The 14,101-nt window shown below is 66.8% G+C and carries 12 protein-coding genes and 1 pseudogene; 5 read left to right on the forward strand and 8 right to left on the reverse strand.

The features are described from left to right. Positions 1-536: 536 nt before the first annotated feature. The 4 genes from AVCA_RS01855 to AVCA_RS01870 are packed head-to-tail and all read right to left on the reverse strand — an operon-like array spanning position 537 to position 5,343. Positions 537-1,430: an efflux RND transporter periplasmic adaptor subunit gene (locus AVCA_RS01855; RefSeq protein ID WP_012699084.1), complete on the reverse strand. Its 894-nt coding sequence runs from the start codon at positions 1,428-1,430 to the stop codon at positions 537-539. Positions 1,431-1,451: 21 nt separating this feature from the next. Next, positions 1,452-1,652: a DUF1656 domain-containing protein gene (locus tag AVCA_RS01860; RefSeq protein WP_012699085.1), complete on the reverse strand. Its 201-nt coding sequence runs from the start codon at positions 1,650-1,652 to the stop codon at positions 1,452-1,454. Further along, entirely contained in the window at positions 1,642-3,819 is a 2,178-nt protein-coding gene (locus AVCA_RS01865) for an FUSC family protein (RefSeq protein ID WP_012699086.1), read from the reverse strand. Before AVCA_RS01865 ends, AVCA_RS01860 begins: the two co-directional genes overlap by 11 nt. Positions 3,820-3,828: 9 nt before the next feature. Beyond that, a complete protein-coding gene (locus AVCA_RS01870; RefSeq protein WP_012699087.1) occupies positions 3,829-5,343 on the reverse strand; it encodes an efflux transporter outer membrane subunit in 1,515 nt (504 codons plus the stop codon). A gap of 190 nt (positions 5,344-5,533) precedes the next feature. Between AVCA_RS01870 and AVCA_RS01875 the strand changes: the two genes are divergently transcribed. Beyond that, positions 5,534-6,505: a LysR family transcriptional regulator gene (locus tag AVCA_RS01875; protein ID WP_012699088.1), complete on the forward strand. Its 972-nt coding sequence runs from the start codon at positions 5,534-5,536 to the stop codon at positions 6,503-6,505. Here the strand turns inward: AVCA_RS01875 and AVCA_RS01880 are convergent. Both AVCA_RS01880 and AVCA_RS01885 read right to left on the reverse strand, forming a co-directional pair. Further along, the gene (locus AVCA_RS01880) at positions 6,472-7,422 is read right to left on the reverse strand and encodes a substrate-binding domain-containing protein (protein ID WP_012699089.1); all 951 of its coding nucleotides are present in this window, start codon (positions 7,420-7,422) and stop codon (positions 6,472-6,474) included. The two genes, AVCA_RS01875 and AVCA_RS01880, sit on opposite strands and share 34 nt — an antisense overlap. Before the next feature lie 657 nt (positions 7,423-8,079). After that, positions 8,080-8,466: pseudogene (locus tag AVCA_RS01885) on the reverse strand (WYL domain-containing protein); the annotation flags it as partial. 324 nt (positions 8,467-8,790) lie between these two features. On the opposite strand from AVCA_RS01885, the gene AVCA_RS01890 reads away from it, so the two are divergent. Beyond that, on the forward strand, positions 8,791-9,648 hold the full coding sequence (locus tag AVCA_RS01890; RefSeq protein ID WP_012699092.1) for a restriction endonuclease: 858 nt from the start codon (positions 8,791-8,793) through the stop codon (positions 9,646-9,648). Between the two features lie 161 nt (positions 9,649-9,809). Next, complete coding sequence (locus AVCA_RS01895) at positions 9,810-10,565, forward strand: metallophosphoesterase (protein WP_012699093.1); 756 nt, start codon at positions 9,810-9,812, stop codon at positions 10,563-10,565. 86 nt (positions 10,566-10,651) lie between these two features. On the opposite strand, the gene AVCA_RS01900 is transcribed toward AVCA_RS01895, so the two are convergent. Continuing rightward, positions 10,652-12,271: a malate:quinone oxidoreductase gene (locus tag AVCA_RS01900; RefSeq protein WP_012699094.1), complete on the reverse strand. Its 1,620-nt coding sequence runs from the start codon at positions 12,269-12,271 to the stop codon at positions 10,652-10,654. A gap of 20 nt (positions 12,272-12,291) precedes the next feature. Here AVCA_RS01900 and AVCA_RS25855 point away from each other — a divergent pair, with 20 nt between their 5' ends. Further along, a complete protein-coding gene (locus AVCA_RS25855) occupies positions 12,292-12,675 on the forward strand; it encodes a hypothetical protein (RefSeq protein ID WP_139239891.1) in 384 nt (127 codons plus the stop codon). A gap of 287 nt (positions 12,676-12,962) precedes the next feature. Further along, entirely contained in the window at positions 12,963-13,562 is a 600-nt protein-coding gene (locus AVCA_RS01905) for a hypothetical protein (protein ID WP_012699095.1), read from the forward strand. A 118-nt stretch (positions 13,563-13,680) separates the two neighbouring features. Here the strand turns inward: AVCA_RS01905 and AVCA_RS01910 are convergent, their stop codons facing one another. Beyond that, complete coding sequence (locus tag AVCA_RS01910) at positions 13,681-14,037, reverse strand: hypothetical protein (RefSeq protein WP_012699096.1); 357 nt, start codon at positions 14,035-14,037, stop codon at positions 13,681-13,683. Positions 14,038-14,101: the final 64 nt, after the last annotated feature.

Raw genomic sequence — 14,101 nt, forward strand, 5'->3', positions numbered from 1 at the left:
CGATAACCTGTCCGGCCTCGCATGAGCCGGACCAGGTATTTGTCCACCGTAGGGATAATGCGGTTGGGCAATTGTCGCCTCCGGTTTTCAATTTCTTCCGGAAGGTGAGTTGATTTTAGAAGTTGTGAAAACCCCATTAAATAAGCAATAACCACAAGGACTGTTGAGTGGAAGGACAATAATGCCGGGAGGCGATCGCAGGCGGCCGGAAGTTTGTCCGATGGAAGGATGAAAGGCGTGTTATTTCATTGAGTTACAGTAATTCAACGGGCGTTGCGTGCAACGATTCGGGACGTCTTGGCGGTCGGAACGAGCGCCCGAATTCGCATCGGCGGATCGCCGTGAAAACTTGGGGCGGGGCCGGAAAGTTCGCGATGAGCGTTGCAGGATGGTGCGGGGAAGTTGGCTGGCGGGTATGTACGTGGTTTCGCCTGGCCGTCTCGACGGCATATTCGAAAGAGCGCCGGAAGTTATACGGAAGTTGTAACTTCGTATGTGGGCGCCGAACGTCCGGCGCCTCCACGAAGAACGGGGATCTACCAGCGATCCGGCACCGGGCGCGGCCGGTCGGCGGGAGGGGTGACGATCACCGTGCAGGTCAGGCCGGCCGCCAGGGTCACGCCTTCCGGCACCTCTTCGATGCGGATGCGTACCGGTATCCGCCGGGCCAGGCGCACCCAGTTGAAGGTCGGGTTGACGTCGGCGACCAGTTCGCGGCTTTCCGGGTTGTCGCGGTCGTAGATGCCGCGGGCGATGCTGTCGACCTGGCCGCTCAGGCGCTCGCCGCTCATCAGTCGCAGTTCGGCCTTGTCGCCGACGCGGATCAGCGGCAGGCGGGTTTCCTCGAAGTAGCCGTAGACGTAGAAGGAATGGCTGTCGACCAGGGCCATGGCCGCCTCGCCACGGTTGGCGAAGTCGCCCTCGAAGACGTTGAGGTTGGTGACGTAGCCGTCCACCGGCGCGTGCACTTCGGTGCGCTTCAGGTCGAGCTTGGTCCGGTCGAGCTGCGCCAGTGCTTCCTGGTATTCGGCCTGGGCGGCGCTGGCCATGTGGCTGGCGTTGATGCGGCTTTCGCGCGACACCACCATGGCGTCCAGGTCGCTGCGCCGCTGGGCGTTTTCCTGATTCATCTGCAACTGGGCCTTGCGGGAGGCCACCAGGGCTTCGGCCTGCTTGACCGCCAGGCGGTAGTGTTCGTCGTCGATGCGCAGCAGCAGGTCGCCCTTCTTGACCTGCTGGTTGTCCTTCACCGCCACCTCGACCACCAGGCCGGCGACGTCGGGAGCGATGTTGATCACGTCGGCGCGCACCCGGCCGTCGCGGGTCCAGGGCGAATCCATGTAGTGCACCCACAGCGTGCGCACGATGTAGGCGGCGACGGCGGCGACCAGCAGGGTGAAGACGACACTGATGACTCTTTTCCAGGACATATCCGGGCCTTATGTGGGCGGTCAGCGGTAGATATAGAGGGCGAGGAGCCCATACAGGCAGGTGAACAGGCTCATGCGCAGCAGCGTCGGATGCCAGGCGTGGCGGTACAGGCCGAACCAGGCGACCAGCCGGTCGAGGGCCCAGCCGACGGCCAGGGTGGCCAGGAACAGCAGGGTCAGGCTCGGCATGTAGACGCCGAACAGGGCGATTTCATGAGGCATTGGCGAGTCTTCCGGCGGCGTTGGCGGAGCCCTCGGCCAGCGGCGAGCGCGGGTCGAGCAGCGAGCTGCGGATGAAGTGCAGGTAGCTGAGGACCCGGCGCAGCGGCGAGGTGTCGAATTGCGGCGGGCGCGGTTCGGGGGTGTCGCGTACCGCCTGGATGGCCTGCTCGACCGCAGCCAGGGCGCGCTGGCGGTTGCTCTCGTCGGGCTGGATGAACAGCCGCACCAGGGCGCGGCCCATGGCCCGTACGCCTTGTTGCCAGGCGGTATCCTCGGCGTAGCAGGGGTCCTCGGGCAGGCTGGCCTGCTCCTGACGCAGCTCGATCACCGCGTGGCCGATTTCCAGCACCACGAACATCCAGAGCAGCAACTGGTGTTGCACGTCCGGATGGCGGGTCGCCAGGCCGTAGGCCTGGTTGAGCAGGTCGCGGGTGCCGCTCTCGAAGCCGTCGACCAGCCCCTTGAGCTTGCCGCTGACGGCGAACACCACGCGCATCCGCAGGTCGCGCTCCAGACGCCGCCACAGCCAGGGGCGGTCGGGCGGCAGGAGCGCTATGGACATCACCACCAGGCCCATGGAGGCCAGTACCGCCAGGTATTCGTTGAAGAAGCGGTAGGGCAGGTAGTGGGTCTGGTTGCCCGGCAGCGAGACGATGCAGAACCACACCAGCAGGCCGACGCCGTAGCCTGCGGTCTGCGGACGGGCGATGAGGAAGGCGCCCAGGGCGATCAGCGGCGCCAGCGAGCAATAGAGCAGGGCGAAGCCGTCCAGCCAGGGGAAGACCCAGAACTGCAGGACGAAGCCGATCAGCGAACTGCCGGCCGCGCCGACCAGCAACTGGAGGCTGAGGCGCGCGGGGTTGGCCGAGGTCGAGACCAGCGCCGAAACCAGACCGGCCATCAGCACGAAGGTGCTGCCGCTGGGCCAGGCGCTGGCCAGCCAGAAGGCGCTGCAGGCCAGGATCAGCAGGGCGCAGCGAATGCCCGCGACCGCCGCGGCCATGCCGTTGGCGCGCGTGGTGAAACTGCCTTTCCAGTTCTCCCGGTCGTGGTGCTGGTCGGCCAGCGAGGCCTGGGTCTGGGCGTAGCCGTGCAGGTCGCTGGCGAAGCGGAACAGCAGCTCGGCGGCGGTGTTGAAGTCGGTCAGTTGCGCTTCGTCGGCCTGTTGTTCGACGAGTTGCTGGCGGCCGTCGCGGATACGCTGCATCAGCGCCTGCTTGCTGGTTTCGAGACCCAGGGCCAGGTTCGCCGCGTCCTGGTCGCTGTACAGGCGCTCGGTGAGCGGCGCGAGTTCCGAACCGACCTGCGCCAGGCATGGTTGCAGGGCTTCGAGCACGCGGGCGCCGGTTTCGCCCTGCAGGCGCTGGAGCAGTTGGTAGAGCGCGTGAAAGCGGGTCGAGAGGACCATGAACTCGTTGTTCAGGCGCGCCAGGCGACCGCTGCGCAGGCGGATGTTGGGGTCCTCGAAGGCGCTGGCGTTGCGCAGGTTCTCCAGGGCCACGGCCTGGGCGGCGAAGCGCGCGCTGAGCTGTTCCATGCGCTGCGGCTCCAGCTCGCCGGCCAGTCCCGCGCAGGCGAACCCGGCGAATTCGCGAAAGCGCGCGGCCAGGGTGGTGTGCAGGGTGGCGCCGCTGGTCTGCGGCAGGACCAGGCCCATCACCAGGCCGGTGCAGAGAATGCCCACGGTGATTTCCAGCACGCGCCACAGGGCCTGCATGAAGGCGCCTTCGGGGTCGAAGGTGGCCGGCAGGCCGATCATCACCGCGGTATAGCCGGCGAGCACGCAGGCGTAGCCGCGAAAGTCCCGGTAGCGCGCCGAGCCGGCGGTGCACAGGCCGACCCAGAGCGCCAGGCAGAGCAAAAACAGCACGCGTTCCTGGTTGAACAGGGCGATCAGGGTGACCATCACGGTCAGGCCCAGCAGGGTGCCGATGATGCGGTAGAAGCTCTTGGCCAGGACTTCGCCGCTCTGCCGCTGCATGACGATGAACACCGTGGCCATCACGGTGCTCGGCTGCGGCAGCTCCAGGCGATAGGCCAGCCAGAGGGCGACGAAGGAGGTCAACAGGGCCTTGAACACGAACACCCAGGTCAGCCCCTCGCTCAGCGCCCAGTCGTTCAGGGCACGGCGGAAGGCGCCGACCGGCGCGTCAGCCACGGTTTTCATGGAGGTTCCTCAGTGGCGGCCGGGGAGGTGCAGGGAGATTTCGTGCGCGTCCAGTTGCCGGGCGGCGGGGCCGCTGTCGTCCGTGAGTACGCCGCCACCGAGCGCTACCCAGAGTCCGGCCTGGGCGGTCAGGTGTTCGGCGTGCACCCGCTGTTCGAGGAATTGCTGCTCGAAGAGTTCGCTCTGCGCTTCGAGCACCGAGCGGTAGTCGGTCAGGCCGCGGCGGTAGGCTTCCTCGGCCAGCCGGTAGCGCCGCTCGGCGGTTTCCAGGCCGTGGCCGACGAAGATTTCCTGCTCGTGCAGCGAGTGCAGGCGGATCAGGTGGTCGGACACGCTCTTGAGCGCGTCCACCAGGGTCTGGTTGTACTGCTCGACGGCCATGTCGTAGGCGGCGGTGGCCGCGCCCAACTGGCCGCGCCGGCGGCCGCCGTCGAACACCGGCAGGCTCAGGGTCGGGCCGATGCCGTAGGTCAGCTTGTTGGCGTTGGTCAGGAAGTTCAGCATCTCGCCGGTCGTCGAACCCGAGCCGAAGAAGGCGACCAGGTTGACGTTGGGGTAGAAATCCGCCTTGGCCACTTCGATGCTGCGCGCCTCGGCGGCCACCTGCCAGCGCCGGGCGACCACGTCCGGGCGCCTGCCGAGCAGTTCCAGCGGCAGGTTCGAGGGTAGGCTGGGTTCGCCGTGCAGCGACAGCTTGGGCCGTTCGAGCCGCGCGCCTTCGCCGGGGCCCTTGCCGGCCAGGGCGGCCAACTGGTTGCGGGTCAGGGCGATGGCCTCGTGGATCAGGTCGATGCGCCGATGCGCTTCCGGCAGCGGCGCCTCGGCCTCGCTGATTTCCAGTTGGGTGCCGAGGCCGATCGCCAGGCGTTCGCGGGCCAGCGCCAGGAGCTGTTCGCGCTGCTTGAGTTCGGCTTCGGCGATCTCCAGCCGGGCGTGGTGCAGGGCGAGCTGGATGTAGGCGGCGACCACGTTGTTCTGCAGCTCCAGCGCCGCGGCGCGCTCCTCGGTGGCCGCCACCTCGGCCAGGCTCAGGGCCCGTTCGGTGTGGCTGTGCAGGCGGCCCCAGAGGTCCAGGTCGTAGCTCAGGCCCAACGAGGAGGTGGCGTTCCAGCCGGTGGTGTCGGCGAGCATGCCGGGACCGTAGAAGTACTGGTCGTCCGGCCAGTGCTTGCGCTGCACCATGGCGTCGTATTTCACCTGCGGGGCGTGTTCGGATTCGGAGACTCCGGCCAGCGTCCTGGCCTGGCGCAGCCGCGCGGCGGCCACGGCCAGGTTCGGGCTGTCGGCCAGGGCCATCTCGACCCAGGCGTTCAACTGCGGGTCGCCGTAGGCTTGCCACCAGCGGTCGCGCGGCCATTCCATCTTTCTGACGGCCTTGTCGATGGGCTTGTCGGTGAGCAACTCGGCGTCGTTCAGGCGCAGGGCTTTGGGGAGAATGCCTTGGCTGCTGATGCAGCCGGAGACGGTCGAGAGCACGGCGAGCAGACTGGACAGGCAGAGGCCCGACCACAGATTGCGAGGCACTGTCGTGGTCCTGATATACGGAATGAAGACGGGAAGTCTTGAGACAGGTCAATTCTAAGAGCCCGCAAGAAGCAGAATAAGGCAACAGTTTGATGATGAATCTTGTACTAAAAAGCGATAATCCTTGGCAGACTTCCTGCCGGTAGCCGCTCGCGGCATGCTCGGTCCCGTCATTCCAGAACAGCGATCCATGGACATTCTCTCCCACATGCGCATTTTCGCCTGCGTGGCGGAAACCGGCAGCTTCACCGCCGCCGCGACACGCCTCGATCTGACCACCTCCTATGTCTCGCGGGCGGTCGCTTCCCTCGAAAGCCACCTGCGCACCCGCCTGTTGCACCGCACGACCCGCCGCATCGCCCTCACCGAGGCCGGTCAGCGCTATCTGCAGCGTTGCGAGCAGATCCTCGGCTACATCGAGGAGGCCGAGGCCGAGGCCAGCCAGGCCCACGCACGTCCCGCCGGCAACCTGAAGGTCCACGCGGTGACCGGTATCGGCAATCACTACCTGATCAAGGCCGTCGCCGAGTACAGCGAGCAGTACCCGGAAGTCAGCTTCGACCTGACGCTGGCCAACCGCACCACCGACATCCTCGAGGAGGGTTACGACATCTCGGTGGTGACGGCGCCGGAGCTGGCCGATTCCGGCTTCATTTCGAAAAAGCTCGGCAACATCTACAGCGTGCTCTGCGCCTCGCCGCTCTACATCGCCCGCCACGGCCTGCCCCGGACGCCCGCCGAACTGGCCGCGCACCGTTGCCTGCGCCTGGTCTATCCGGTGATGAGCCTCGACAAGTGGCTGCTCGAAGGCCCCGATGGCGAGGAACTGGTCACCGTCAGCCAGACCCATTTCCAGGTCAATACCGTCGACGCCATGACCGTGGCGCTCAAGGCCGGCATGGGCGTCGGCGCCCTGCCGGTCTACTCGGCGCTGGAGAGTCTGCAGAGCGGCAGCCTGGTGCGCGTGCTGCCCGAGTACACGCTCTATTCGCTCGGGGTCTATGCGCTGTATCCGTCGCGGCAGTATCTGGACGCCAAGACCCGCACCTGGGTGGATTTCCTGCGCGACTACATTCCGCGCCATCTGGAGGCCGACCTGCGCAGCCTGGACGAGTGCAGCCGGGTATCTCAGGGCTCCGTGGAGGCGCTGCCGGACAGGTAGCTCCGGACGCCGACCAGGACCTGGCCGGCGATCGGCCGGCCTTCCGCCAGGCGCTTCATCATGTGGTAGCTCTGCCGGCCGAGTTCGGTGCTTTCCACCCCCAGATAGGCCTGTATCAGGCCATCTTCGAGCAGCGCCAGTTGCCGGGCGTCGGGTTCGTCGACGGTGATGACGATGGCCGGGCGCCTGCCCGTGGTGTCGAGTTCGGCGAGCAGCGGGCCGAGTCGCCGGCGGAAGGCCTCGGCTTCGTAGACCGGCCAACTGCCGACGCTGACGATCGCATCGGGCGGCGCGGCTTTCAGCAGGGTGGCAAGCTGGAGCAGGGCGTTCTCCTGATTGTCGGCGGTGTACAGCGGACAGCGCTGCACCTCGAACCAGCCGTTCTCGCCGGCCAGCCGGTCGGCATCGTGCTCGCCGTCGGCGCCGCGCAATTGCTGGCGGATGCCGGCCAGGCGCTCGCGCAGGTTGGGGTCCTGGTGGCTGCCGCTGAGGATGCACAACCGGCCGCCCGCGGGCCTGAAACGCTGGAGGAACTGGCCGAGCCGCCGGCCGAAGGCCAGGTTGTCGATGCCGACGTAGCCGCGACGCAGATGACGCTCGGCCGGCGCCAGGTCCGAGTCGAAGGTGATCAGCGGTGTCCGGCCCAGGTGCTGCAGCGCGTGCTCGGCCAGCCAGTGGGAATGGGTCACCGACAGGGCGATACCGTCCAGATCGCGGCCGAGGGCCTCTTCCAGCGCCTCGTTCTGCCGACGGAAATGGGCCGGTCCCGTGGCGCCCAGCAGCAGGCAGGTGTCGCCTTCGGCCGCGGCGGCCTCGGCGCAGCCCCGGCCGGCCTGGATGAAGAAGTGCTGATCGATGCGCTTGGCGAGCAGCGCGAACTGCCGGGATTCGGCGGCGGCGTGCGGAGCCGCCAGCAAAGCGCAAAGCAGACCTGCGAGGCAGGGCCGGCGATGAAGAAACGACCTGTACACACCGTGTCCTTAGGGGTTATCGGTGCGAGCCGCGCCGACGGACCCCGGCAGGCGGCCGCATCCTGGCAGGCCGGCCGCGCTTTCCTGTTCGTTTTGCCTGGCAGTCCTTCCTGGGCCAGCCCGATGATCCTGCCGAATCGTCGTTGAACCGGCGATAGTGGGGCGAGGTCAGTGTAGCGAGGTCGGGGCGATCCCGTAATCGAGGCAGGCATGCGGGGACGAGCGGCGCTTCGATGCGAAACTCGGGCGTCGGGGAGGATTTTTCCGCGAACGAAACAAAGGAGGCGGGGTAGCCCCCGCCTCCTTGTTTGTTCCCTTCTTCCCTGGTTCACCATCCTGGTGAATCGCCGTCCTGCGATGTCCTTGGCTGCCATCCCCGTCAGCCGACGTCGTTCCATCGACGTGGAAGTGATATTAATCCCTCCGGGGAAGGGGACAAGCAGTCGAAAATCGCTCTCCGTCCGTGCTTATGTTGCGGTGCAGCAAAAGGCCCCGCGCTTTTCAATCGCTTGGCACTTTGCCGGCATGTGATGGAGCTCTTCCAGCCTACCGCACGCATGGTCGATGTCTTACAAGGCCTGGCGGAAAGCGGGAGCTGGCGCCCTATCTGTACAGCCAGCGTTCGAGTTCCTCGAGGTTGGCCACCACGATCTGCTGGGCGGCGGGCCTGGGTTCGATCCTGGCGGTATCGATCTGGAAGCGCTGCAACACGTACTGCACCAGGGCGCCGTGGCTGGCGATCGCCAGGTGCCCGTCGCGCATGCCGTAGTCGGTCTCGATGATCGCTTTCCGCTGCGCGCTGAGGCGCGGGTCCGGTTCGATCCGGATCGTCACCTCGGTGTTCCCGCCTTCGTCCTCGTCCCGGCCATGGATCGAGGCATCCAGCAGCTCCGGCGCGCCGCGCAGGCGGCTCGGCACGAAGTCCCGGTAGGCGCGCTTCTTCTCGCAGCAGGCGCGCACGTGCCCGCGCATCCCGGTGTAGATCGGGGTATCGGAGCTGGAATGGCAGCGGGAGTGCCGCGGGCTGCATGCCGAACGGGGATACTGCGAACGCCTGGAAGCGCAACTGGCATTGCTGCGCCGGTAAGGCTGCGGTCGATCCGCTCCCGGAGCGGCTTTATGGCCAATGGCCCCGATGTTGCAGTAATCTTGCAGCCGATTTCGTTCCGCCCCGCTGACCGTGATTCAGTCCAGCACTTGCCTCGCCTGCCAGGGAACCGGCGGCAGGACCGCCGCAGCGCCGTCCGCCCGACCCGCATGTTCCCCTGGCAAGGCTCCTGAACACCGCGCACCATCGCCTGACAGGAGCCTCCGTTGCCCCCTAGAAGCCGTTCGTCCATCGCCGGTCTGATCCGGCTTGTCGCCCTGCTGCCCTGGTGGCTGAGCCTGTCCGCCGCCTTCGGCGCCTGGTGGTTTCTGCACCCACTGGCCGGACAGGGCGCGCTGCCGACCCTGGACAGCCTGGCCGGGCTCGGCGATCCGGCGGTCCTGGAAAAGCTGCTCCAGGAGCTGCGCCGCGATCCGCGGCAGGCCCTGGAGCCGCTCGTGCCGCTCGCGGCCTGGGCCGGGCAGTACCTGCTACCCGGCCTGCTGGGCATCGGCGCGCTGCTGTCCGGCGCCAGGCGCATGAAGCGGGGCAGGCTGTTCCGCAAGGCGCTGAACAACCCGGAGGCCATTTCCGACGGGATGGACTGGCAGCAGTTCGAGCGCCTGGTCGGCGAAGTGTTCCGCCGCCAGGGCTATGCCGTCGAGGAAACCGGAGCCGCCGGACCGGACGGCGGCGTCGATCTCATCGTGCGCAAGGGCCGCAAGCGCTACCTGGTGCAGTGCAAGCAATGGCGCGCCCTCAAGGTCGGCGTCAAGGTGGTGCGCGAACTCTACGGGGTGGTCGCGGCGCAGGGGGTGGCGGGCGGCTTCGTGGTGACCTCGGGAAGTTTCACCGAGGATGCCCGGCAGTTCGCCGCCACTTGCGATCTCGCCCTGGTCGATGGCGAAACCCTGCAGTCCTGGATCTCCATGGTATCGGGCCGTCCGGCTCCGGAACCCTCGTCCCGCCACTGCCCGCTCTGCCGCTCGCCCATGGTGCGGCGCACCGTCAAGCGCGGCGGCAAGGCCGGCACTCACTTCTGGAGCTGCTCGAACTACCCGGATTGCCGGGGGACGCGGGTGTGAGGCGCTGACGGACCGCCTGCCGGCGGACAGCGACAGAGGGGGATTTCCGCGCTTCGGGTGCCCGCGCTGCCGGTCGAGCCGTTGGCCGCCGTCTCTTCCATCTCTTCGCAACATCGCCCGGTTATAGTCCATAGTTCGCCGTAACCTCGAGGAGCATTTCCATGCGCATCCACATCCTCTCCGACCTGCACAACGAGCTTTCCCCCTTCACCCCGGCGCCGGTGGCGGCGGATGTGGTGGTGCTGGCCGGCGATATCGACGTCGGGGCGCGGGGCGTGGAGTGGGCGCGGCGGGCGTTCGATTGTCCGGTGCTCTATGTGCCGGGCAATCACGAGTATTACGGCGGCGCCCTGGAGGAAACCCGGCGGCGGCTGCGCGAGGCGGCGGACGAGCGGGTGCGGGTGCTGGATTTCGACGAGGTGGTATTGGGCGGGGTGCGCTTTCTCGGCGTCACCGCCTGGACGGACTATCGGGCGACCGGCGAGGAGGCGCTGGCGCGGCAGGTCGCGCAGCAGCGGCTCTCGGACTTCCGGCAGATCCGTTGGGGCGACGGGGCGCGGGCATCGCAAGCGGAGGATTTCGCCGCCCTGGCCGATCGCGCCCACGGCTGGCTGCGCGAATCGCTGGCGCAGCCCTTCGCCGGGCCGACGGTGGTGATCAGTCACCATGCGCCGTCGCTGCGCTCGATCGCCGGCCACCCCCATGCCGGCACGCCCCTCGACGCGGCCTTCGTCAACGCCTGGGACGAACTGATGGGCGAGGGCCTCGATCTGTGGATTCACGGTCATACCCATTACCCGGTCGACTACCAGTTCGGCGGCACCCGGGTGATTTCCAATCCGCGCGGCTACGAAAGCGAGCGGATCGCCTTCGATCCGGGTTGCGTGGTGACGCTGGAGGAGAGCGGGGTGGCCTGAAGCGCGTTCCCGGAGGACGAGGACTTCGGCGGTCGACGGCAGGGAAAGGCATATCCCCCTCGGCGAGGGGGATAGCGGGGCGGACCTTACAGGGCCGCCTGGGCGGGTTGGGGAGCAGTGGCCTCGGCCTGGGCCTCGGCGGCTTCCGGCTCGACCGGCATGAAGCGCAGTTGCAGGCGCTCGCTGGTCATGGCGCGGATGTTATTGGTCAGCTCGATGTTGTTGTTGAGCTTCTGGCCGTAGGAGGGAACGATTTCCTTCAGCTTGGCCTGCCACTCGGGAGTCCCGATCCTGTCCTTGAAGGTCTTTTCCAGCACGGTGAGCATGATCGGCGCGGCGGTGGAGGCGCCCGGCGAGGCGCCCAGCAGCGCGGCGATGCTGCCGTCCGCGGCGGCCACGACTTCGGTGCCGAACTGCAGGACGCCGCCTTTCTCCGGGTCCTTCTTGATGACCTGGACGCGCTGGCCGGCGGTCAGCAGTTTCCAGTCCTCGGCCTTGGCCTGCGGGAAATACTCGCGCAGTTCCTCGATGCGTTCTTCCTGGCTGAGCATCAACTGGCCGATCAGGTAGGTGCTGAGCGGCAGGTTGTCGAGGCCGGCGTGCATGATCGGCATGAAGTTGTCCGTGCTCAGCGAGCGCGGCATATCCAGCAGCGAGCCCTTCTTCAGGAACTTGGTGGAGAAGGTGGCGAAGGGTCCGAACAGGATCGCCCGCTTGCCGTCGATCACGCGGGTGTCCAGATGCGGCACGGACATCGGCGGGGCGCCGACGGAGGCCTTGCCGTAGACCTTGGCCAGGTGGCGTTCGACGACCTCGGGGTTGGTGGTGTAGAGGAACTGGCCGCCCACCGGGAAGCCGGCATAGCCGTCGGCCTCGGGGATGCCGGTCTTCTGCAGCAGCGGCAGCGCGCCGCCGCCGGCGCCGATGAACACGAACTTAGCCTTGACGGTCTTCTCCTCGCCGCCCTTGGCCAGGTCGGCGACCGTCACGTTCCAGGTGCCGTCGTCGTTGCGTACGAAGTCGCGTACCTCGTGCTTGAGGTTCAGCGTGACGTTGCCGTGCCTGGTCAGCGCACCCATCAATTGGCGGGTGATTTCGCCGAAGTTGACGTCGGTGCCGATCGGCATGCGCGTCGCGGCGACCTTCTGGCCGGCCGTGCGGCCCTCCATCACCAGCGGCGCCCATTCGTTGATGGTCGCGTGGTCTTCCGTGTACTCCATGCCGCGGTACAGGGAGCTGTGCTGCATCGCCTCGTGGCGTTTCTTCAGGAAGGCGACGTTCTCGTCGCCCCAGACGAAGCTGATGTGCGGCACGTCGTTGATGAAGGATTTCGGATTGCTCAGCACGCCCTTATCGATCTGGTGGGCCCAGAACTGCCGGGAGATCTCGAAGGATTCGGTGACCGCCAGCGCCTTGCTGATGTCGACATGGCCGTCGGGTTTCTCGGAGGTGTAGTTCAGTTCGCAGAACGCCGAGTGGCCGGTGCCGGCGTTGTTCCAGGGATTGGAGCTTTCCTCGGCGACCTGGTCGAGGCGTTCGTAGATGTCGATCGTCCAGTCGGGCTCCAGCTCCTTGAGGTAAGTGCCGAGGCTGGCGCTCATGATGCCGCCGCCGATCAGCAGGACGTCCACGGTCTTCTCCGCGTCGTCCTGCTTGGCGCAGCCGACGATGCTGGCGCACAAGAAGGTCAGTAACAGTTTCTTCATAAGACGGACCTGTTGAAGTTATGAATGGATTTCGCAAGGCTGCGGCGGGCACTGGTTCGCGCGCTGCCGATGGCCGGGTCGGGATCGCCGACGCGCGCCTGCCGTTACTGTCGATAAAGCTGTCGCATCCGGATCAACTGTTGTTCTTGTTCGCCACGGCCCTGACCGTCGTGCCTTTCGGCCGCCTGTCCGGGCGTCGTCCCGGGGCATGGGGGCAGTCCCGGGCCGTTTCTCCTGGAGCCATGCCCGATTCGGACCGAGCATGGTTTCCTCGATGCGCTGGCCTTCGCATTCGAAGGCGTTCGTCGGTGGATGCGGGGCTGTCCGCATCGCACGAGGATTCGAAAGGCAGGATGTATGCCATTTTTCGGAAGGTGCCGAAAATCCATGTCCTGGAGCAATGAATCGGCATTTTTTCGGCCGTATGTGGCGAAATGTCGCCAGGAGCAGGGTGGCCAATTCGTCCGGGACGGCGGAATTCCGCCCGTACCCATGGATGCGAATGCATGTGGACACGCCGGCCGGATCGGACGGACAGCAGGCGCCGGCACTGGCCGAAAGCGGAACGAGGCGCGAGACTGGGAGGGAGGGCTTGCGCCATTCGCAAGGCAGCGTACGGGAGCTGCAGGAGTTTCCTGGCGGCCGATCCGGACGTCGTCCACGGTCCTGTATCCAGGATGGAGTCGTTTTCATGAAAGCCGAGCATCTGCATCTTCTCGCCGACATTTCCAGCCGGCCGACGGCTACCGCGCGCACCCGGTTGATCGCCATCCGCCGTCTCTGTCGGGCCTTCACCCAGGAGTTGGAAGCCATCGACGCCGAGCGTCGCGCCCTGAGACGACAGGCCGGCAGGCTGCGCGTCTTCCTGCCGTTCACCGGGCTGGCGGTGAGCGATCTGGAGCGGCAGGCCAGCGCCTGCCGGCGCGACGCGCGGCACGATCTCCGTCGGGCCCTGGCGAGCTTCGGACGCAGGCTGATGCGGGAGCGGCAGGGGATAAGCGAAACCCTGGGCTTCGACGATCTATGCGACCTGCTGAACGTGAATCCCGTGCATCGCGGCGCGCTGTGCCGGCGGGCGGGCGCCGGGTTCGCGGAGATCGTGTTCATCGAGGGGCTGGAGGACAGCGCCGAACACCAGGGGCGCGACTGGAAGGACGGGCCCCTGTTCAACGCCTGCTACTACGCGATGATCGGGCTTCTCCGGGAAAGAGGCCTGCCGCCCGACTTCGGCCGCTGCTGTACGAGGCTGCGGGGGGCGGGCGGCGAGGCGGGCCGGGCCTTGCCGTATTGAGTGCCTTCGGGCGACGTCTTCCGTCCGTGGTGGCGCCTGGCGCCTCTCCCGTGCGGGAGAGGCGGGGGTGGAACCCCTTCGAGGGCTTCGGCCGCTTGCCGGCAGGGAGGGAGCGGATTCACCCGCGATGGACTGCAAGAGTGGAAGCATCGTGCGCGAATCCGTCCACCGAGGCGCTATCGACCTCGTTCCTCTGGAATTCCGTCCAGGGAAAAGTGCAGGACCTTGAGAGGGAGGCTTCCCGGCGCGGCCGGTCGATGGCTGCCTTGAGGGCGCCAAGGGTTTTTTTCTGCGCGGCGAGATGCGGGGCGTCCCGAAGGATGGCGCCACAGCGGCTGGTTTCGGGGATCGACAGGTAGCGGGCGGCATGCCATTGCTGCTGGATGGCGCTGCGCAACTCCTGGCGCAGATGCAGCAGCAGGGCTTCCGCCAGTTTCGGTTCCAGTTTCAATTCGATGAAAACGGCCTTTTCCATGGCATTTCTCGGCTAGTGGCGTTGTTTTCCCAGGCAGTGGCCGTGCCGGTCGCGGCTGCGGCCT

The organism is Azotobacter vinelandii CA, assembly GCF_000380335.1.
Classification (GTDB): domain Bacteria; phylum Pseudomonadota; class Gammaproteobacteria; order Pseudomonadales; family Pseudomonadaceae; genus Azotobacter; species Azotobacter vinelandii.

Excerpts from the sequence above, each read along its gene's own strand:
- AVCA_RS01855 (WP_012699084.1), bottom strand. The coding sequence starts at position 1,430 with ATGTCCTGGAAAAGAGTCATCAGTGTCGTCTTCACCCTGCTGGTCGCC.
- AVCA_RS01860 (WP_012699085.1), bottom strand. The coding sequence starts at position 1,652 with ATGCCTCATGAAATCGCCCTGTTCGGCGTCTACATGCCGAGCCTGACC.
- AVCA_RS01865 (WP_012699086.1), bottom strand. The coding sequence starts at position 3,819 with ATGAAAACCGTGGCTGACGCGCCGGTCGGCGCCTTCCGCCGTGCCCTG.
- AVCA_RS01875 (WP_012699088.1), top strand. The coding sequence starts at position 5,534 with ATGGACATTCTCTCCCACATGCGCATTTTCGCCTGCGTGGCGGAAACC.
- AVCA_RS01895 (WP_012699093.1), top strand. The coding sequence starts at position 9,810 with ATGCGCATCCACATCCTCTCCGACCTGCACAACGAGCTTTCCCCCTTC.
- AVCA_RS01900 (WP_012699094.1), bottom strand. The coding sequence starts at position 12,271 with ATGAAGAAACTGTTACTGACCTTCTTGTGCGCCAGCATCGTCGGCTGC.
- AVCA_RS25855 (WP_139239891.1), top strand. The coding sequence starts at position 12,292 with ATGAATGGATTTCGCAAGGCTGCGGCGGGCACTGGTTCGCGCGCTGCC.
- AVCA_RS01905 (WP_012699095.1), top strand. The coding sequence starts at position 12,963 with ATGAAAGCCGAGCATCTGCATCTTCTCGCCGACATTTCCAGCCGGCCG.
- AVCA_RS01910 (WP_012699096.1), bottom strand. The coding sequence starts at position 14,037 with ATGGAAAAGGCCGTTTTCATCGAATTGAAACTGGAACCGAAACTGGCG.